This is a genomic window from Cellulomonas sp. B6 (assembly GCF_001462455.1).
Taxonomy (GTDB): Bacteria; Actinomycetota; Actinomycetes; order Actinomycetales; family Cellulomonadaceae; genus Cellulomonas.
Map to the genome: position 1 here is coordinate 1 of NZ_LNTD01000101.1, position 4,901 is coordinate 4,901.

The following is a 4,901-nucleotide window of genomic DNA, read 5'->3' on the forward strand; positions in this document are numbered from 1 at the left end:
CGCCCACGGCCCCCGAACGTCCCGCCGCCGCCCGGCGACGGACCCCACTCGATGAGGACGACATGCGCACCGCCGAGATCCGCCAGCGCTGGCTCGACTACTTCGCGAGCAAGGACCACGCCATCGTGCCGTCCGTGCCGCTCATCTCCCCGGACCCGTCGATCCTGTTCACGATCGCCGGGATGGTGCCGTTCATCCCGTACATCCTCGGGACGCAGGACGCGCCGTGGCCGCGCGTCGCGAACGCGCAGAAGTGCATCCGCACCAACGACATCGAGAACGTCGGGCGCACCACCCGGCACGGCACGTTCTTCCAGATGCTCGGCAACTTCTCGTTCGGCGACTACTTCAAGGAAGGCGCGATCGAGCTCGCGTGGGGCTTCCTCACGGGGTCGCGCGACGAGGGCGGCCTCGGGATGGACGGGGACCGGTTCTGGGTGACGATCTGGGACCAGGACACCGAGTCCGCCGACGCGCTGGTCCGCGTGGGTGTCGACCCGCGGCACATCGTGCGCCTGACGCGCGAGGAGATCTTCTGGGACACCGGTCAGCCGGGCCCCGCGGGCCCGTGCGCCGAGTGGCACTACGACCGCGGCCCCGAGTTCGGCCCCGACGCGGTGGGCGGCACCGTCGACCCGGGCGGCGACCGGTACGTCGAGATCTGGAACCTGGTCTTCGACCAGTTCGTCCGCGGCGAGGGTCGGGGCAAGAGCTACCCCCTGCTGGGCGAGCTCGAGCGCAAGGCGATCGACACCGGCGCCGGTCTCGAGCGCATCGCGTACCTGCTGCAGGGCGTGAACAACATGTACGAGACCGACGAGGTCTTCCCGGTGATCCAGCGCGCCGCCGAGCTGACGGGTCGGCGCTACGGCGCGGGGGGCGAGGACGACGTGCGCCTGCGCATCGTGGGCGACCACGTGCGCTCGGCGCTCATGCTCATCGGCGACGGCGTCACGCCCTCGAACGAGGGGCGCGGCTACGTGCTGCGCCGGGTGGTCCGCCGTGCGGTCCGTTCGATGCGCCTGCTGGGCGTGGAGGGTGCGACGCTCCCCGAGCTGCTGCCCGTCAGCCGCGACCTCATGGGCGTGTCGTACCCCGAGGTCGTGCGCGACTTCGACCGCATCTCGCAGGTCGCGTACGGCGAGGAGGACGCGTTCCTGCGGACCCTGACCGCCGGCACGACGATCTTCGAGGGCGCGGTCTCCAAGGCGAAGGCGTCCGCCGCGGGCGACGGCGTCGTGCTCACCGGTGACCAGGCGTTCGCGCTGCACGACACCTACGGCTTCCCGATCGACCTCACGCTCGAGATGGCGGCCGAGCACGGCGTCGGCGTCGACGAGCAGGCGTTCCGCACGCTCATGCAGGCGCAGCGCGAGCGGGCGCGTGCCGACGCGCTGGCGAAGAAGACCGGTCACGCGGACACCAGCGCGTACCAGCAGCTCCACCAGACGCTCAGCTCCGAGCACGGCGGGCCGGTGCGGTTCGTGGGCTACACCGACACGACCGCGCGGTCCACGGTCGTGGGTCTGCTCGTCGACGGCGTCCCGGCGCCCTCGGCGACCGCACCCGCGGACGTCCAGGTCGTGCTCGACGTGACACCGTTCTACGCCGAGGCGGGCGGCCAGCTCGCCGACACGGGCACGATCAGCCTCGAGAACGGCGGCATCGTGCAGGTCGACGACGTGCAGGCGCCCATCAAGGGCCTGTCGGTGCACCACGGGCGCCTCGTCGACGGCACGATCACGATCGGCGACGCCGGCGTCTCGACCATCGACACCACGCGCCGCCGGGCGATCGCGCGTGCGCACACCGCGACGCACATGGTCCACAAGGCGCTGCGCGAGGAGCTCGGCGACAACGCGACCCAGGCGGGGTCGGAGAACGCGCCGAGCCGGCTGCGCTTCGACTTCCGCTCCGGTGCCGCCGTGCCGGCCTCGTCCCTCTCGCAGATCGAGGGACGGGTGAACGAGCGCCTGCAGGACGACCTCGAGGTCACCGAGGCCGTCATGGCGATCGACGAGGCCCGCGCCCTGGGGGCGATGGCGCTGTTCGGCGAGAAGTACGGCAACGAGGTCCGCGTCGTGTCGATCGGCGGCGACTGGTCGCGCGAGCTGTGCGCGGGCACGCACGTGCGGCGCTCGGGCGAGCTGGGGCTCGTCACGCTGCTCGGCGAGGCGTCGATCGGCTCGGGCGTGCGACGCGTCGACGCGCTCGTGGGCGACTCCGCGTACGGGTACCAGGCCAAGGAGCGTGCGCTGGTCAGCCAGCTGTCGGGCCTGCTCGGTGCGCGTCCCGACGAGCTGGGCGACCGCGTGTCCTCGCTGCTCACACGGCTCAAGGAGTCCGAGAAGCAGCTGGCGGCGCTGCAGCAGGCGCAGGTCCTGGCCGCCGCGGGTGCGCTCGCCGCGGGCGCGCAGCAGATCGGGACGACGCGCGTCGTCGCGCACGACGCGGGCGAGCTCGCCTCGGGCGACGACCTGCGCACGCTCGCGCTCGACGTGCGCGGGCGGCTGGGGGAGTCCTCGCCGGTCGTCGTCGCGGTCGGCGGTGTCGTCAAGGGCCGCCCGGCGGTGGTCGTCGCGACGAACGCCGCCGCGCGCGAGGCCGGTCACCGCGCCGGTCAGCTCGTGCGCACGGCGTCGGGCGTGCTCGGCGGCGGCGGTGGCGGCAAGGACGACGTCGCCCAGGGCGGCGGCACGGACGCCGCGCGTCTGGGCGAGGCGCTCGACGGCGTCGTCGCGGCGGTCCGTGGCTGACGCGCGGGACGACGTCGTGCGCGCGGTGCGCCTCGCGGTCGACGTCGGCACCGTGCGGGTCGGGGTCGCCGCGAGCGACCCCGACGGCGTGCTCGCGACGCCCGTCGAGACGGTCCCGCGCGCCGCGGGCAAGCCGCGTCCGCGGTCGGCCGACGTCGCGCGGATCGCGCACGAGGCGCGCGAGCGTGGTGCGGATGTCGTGTACGTCGGACTTCCGCGGCACCTCTCGGGCTCCGAAGGGTCGTCGGCGGGCCTCGCCCGCGCGTACGCTGTCGCATTGGCGCGCGCGGTCGGACCCGTCCAGGTCCGTCTGATCGACGAGCGGATGAGCACGGTGTCCGCCCATCACGCGCTCCAGGCGGCCGGCCGATCCGGCCGCCGCCACCGGCAGGTCGTCGACCAGGCGGCCGCGGTGGTGATCCTGCAGCAGGCGTTGGACGCGGAGCGGGCCACGGGGCGGCGTCCCGGGGAACGGGTCGAGGTCGACCCGGTCCGTGACGCGGCAGCACCAGGGGGCGGTGCAGACGACGGCACGAGGACGGTGGAGTGACGCGCAGGTGAGCAACCAGACGGAATGGTGGGCCCCCGTGAGGTCGGACGACGGTGCAGCCGAGCTCTTCGGCGGCGAGCGCGCGACCCCCGACGCCGGCGCGCCGCGCCGACGCTCGCGCGCGTCGGGCCGCAAGCGTGAGGAGCGGCTGCGCAAGCAGCGTCGGCGTCGGTCGGTCGGTGTGATGGCGGTCGCCCTCGTGCTGCTGGTCGGGGCGGGGTACGTCGTGTACTCCCTCCTGGGCGACTCCCTGTTCGGCGGCGGCACCGGCGGTGAGCGCGCGGTGAGCGACTACCCCGGTCCCGGGCGCCCCGGGGCGCCGACGGTCACGGTCAACCCCGGTGACTCGGGTGCGGCGATGGGCAAGACCCTCGCCGACGCGGGCATCGTGGCCACCGTCGAGGCGTTCACGGCCGCCTACAACGCGAACGCCGACGCGTCGTCGATCCAGCCCGGCACCTACCAGCTGCTGCTCGAGATGAAGGCCGAGGACGCCGTCCGGGCGCTCCTCGACCCCAAGAGCCGGGTGTCGATGCGCGTGACGATCCCGGAGAGCTTCACCGCCGAGCAGGTCTACGACAAGATCAGCCAGGTCACGCTCGTGTCGGTCGACGAGCTCAAGGCGGTCGCCGCCGACCCCGCCGCGATCGGGCTCCCCGCCGAGGCCAACGGCAACGTCGAGGGCTGGCTCTTCCCGTCGACCTACCAGTACGAGCCCGACACGACCCCGGCCGACATGCTGCGCCCGATGATCGCGAAGACGGTCGAGGTCCTGACCTCCAAGGGCGTGCCGCAGGACCAGTGGGAGACCGTCCTGATCAAGGCGTCGCTGATCGAGCGCGAGGGCCGGCTCGACGAGGACCGCCCGAAGATGGCCCGGGTCATCGAGAACCGGCTCGCGCGGGACATGCGCCTGCAGATCGACGCGTCGCTGGCCTACGGTCTCGGCATCTCCGGCACGCAGCTGACGCTCGACATGCTCAACACTTCCGACAGCCCGTACAACCTCAACAGGTTCACCGGCCTGCCGCCGACGCCCATCTCCGGGGCGGGCCTGCCGTCGATCGACGCGGTGCTCAACCCCGCCGACGGCCCGTGGCTGTTCTGGATGCTGGTCAACGGCGACACGGGTGAGACGCGCTTCGCCACGACGAACGACGAGCACGAGCAGAACCGGGCGCTCTACCGGCAGTGGCAGGCGGAGAAGGCCGCCCAGCAGCAGGACGAGCAGCAGGACGACGGGCAGGACGGGTGACGTCCGTGGCACGGCGCGCCGCCGTGCTCGGGCACCCCGTCGCGCACTCGCTGTCGCCCGTACTGCACGGCGCGGCGTACGCCGCGCTCGGCCTGGACTGCTGGCGGTACGACGCGGTCGACGTCACCCAGGACGCGCTCGAGGGTGTCCTGCGCGACCTCGACGCCACGTGGGCCGGGCTGAGCCTGACCATGCCGCTCAAGCAGACCGTGCTGCCGCTGCTCGACCACGTCGAGCCCCTGGCCGAGGTGGTCGGGTCGGTCAACACCGTGCTGCCGCAGGGAGTCGGTGCGGGGCGCACGCTGACGGGTGCCAACACCGACGTCCACGGCCTGGTCCA

The 4,901-nt window shown here is 73.2% G+C and carries 3 protein-coding genes and 1 pseudogene; all 4 read left to right on the forward strand.

What is annotated here, in order from left to right:
• Positions 1-62: 62 nt before the first annotated feature.
• Positions 63-2,756 (forward strand): alanine--tRNA ligase, encoded by a 2,694-nt coding sequence (gene alaS / locus ATM99_RS09820; RefSeq protein WP_062102752.1) that lies wholly within the window; start codon positions 63-65, stop codon positions 2,754-2,756.
• Positions 2,749-3,306, forward strand: a complete 558-nt coding sequence (gene ruvX, locus ATM99_RS09825; RefSeq protein ID WP_062102753.1) for a Holliday junction resolvase RuvX — start codon at positions 2,749-2,751, stop codon at positions 3,304-3,306. Before alaS ends, ruvX begins: the two co-directional genes overlap by 8 nt.
• 37 nt (positions 3,307-3,343) lie before the next feature.
• Positions 3,344-4,561 carry an endolytic transglycosylase MltG gene (gene mltG, locus ATM99_RS09830; RefSeq protein WP_223304957.1) on the forward strand — a complete coding sequence of 406 codons (1,218 nt, stop codon included), beginning with the start codon at positions 3,344-3,346 and terminating at the stop codon, positions 4,559-4,561.
• A 5-nt stretch (positions 4,562-4,566) separates the two neighbouring features.
• A pseudogene (locus ATM99_RS09835) lies at positions 4,567-4,901 on the forward strand (shikimate dehydrogenase); the annotation flags it as partial.

What these genes read in the sequence shown, in the direction of transcription:
- alaS (WP_062102752.1), top strand. Translation starts at nt 63, where the DNA reads ATGCGCACCGCCGAGATCCGCCAGCGCTGGCTCGACTACTTCGCGAGC.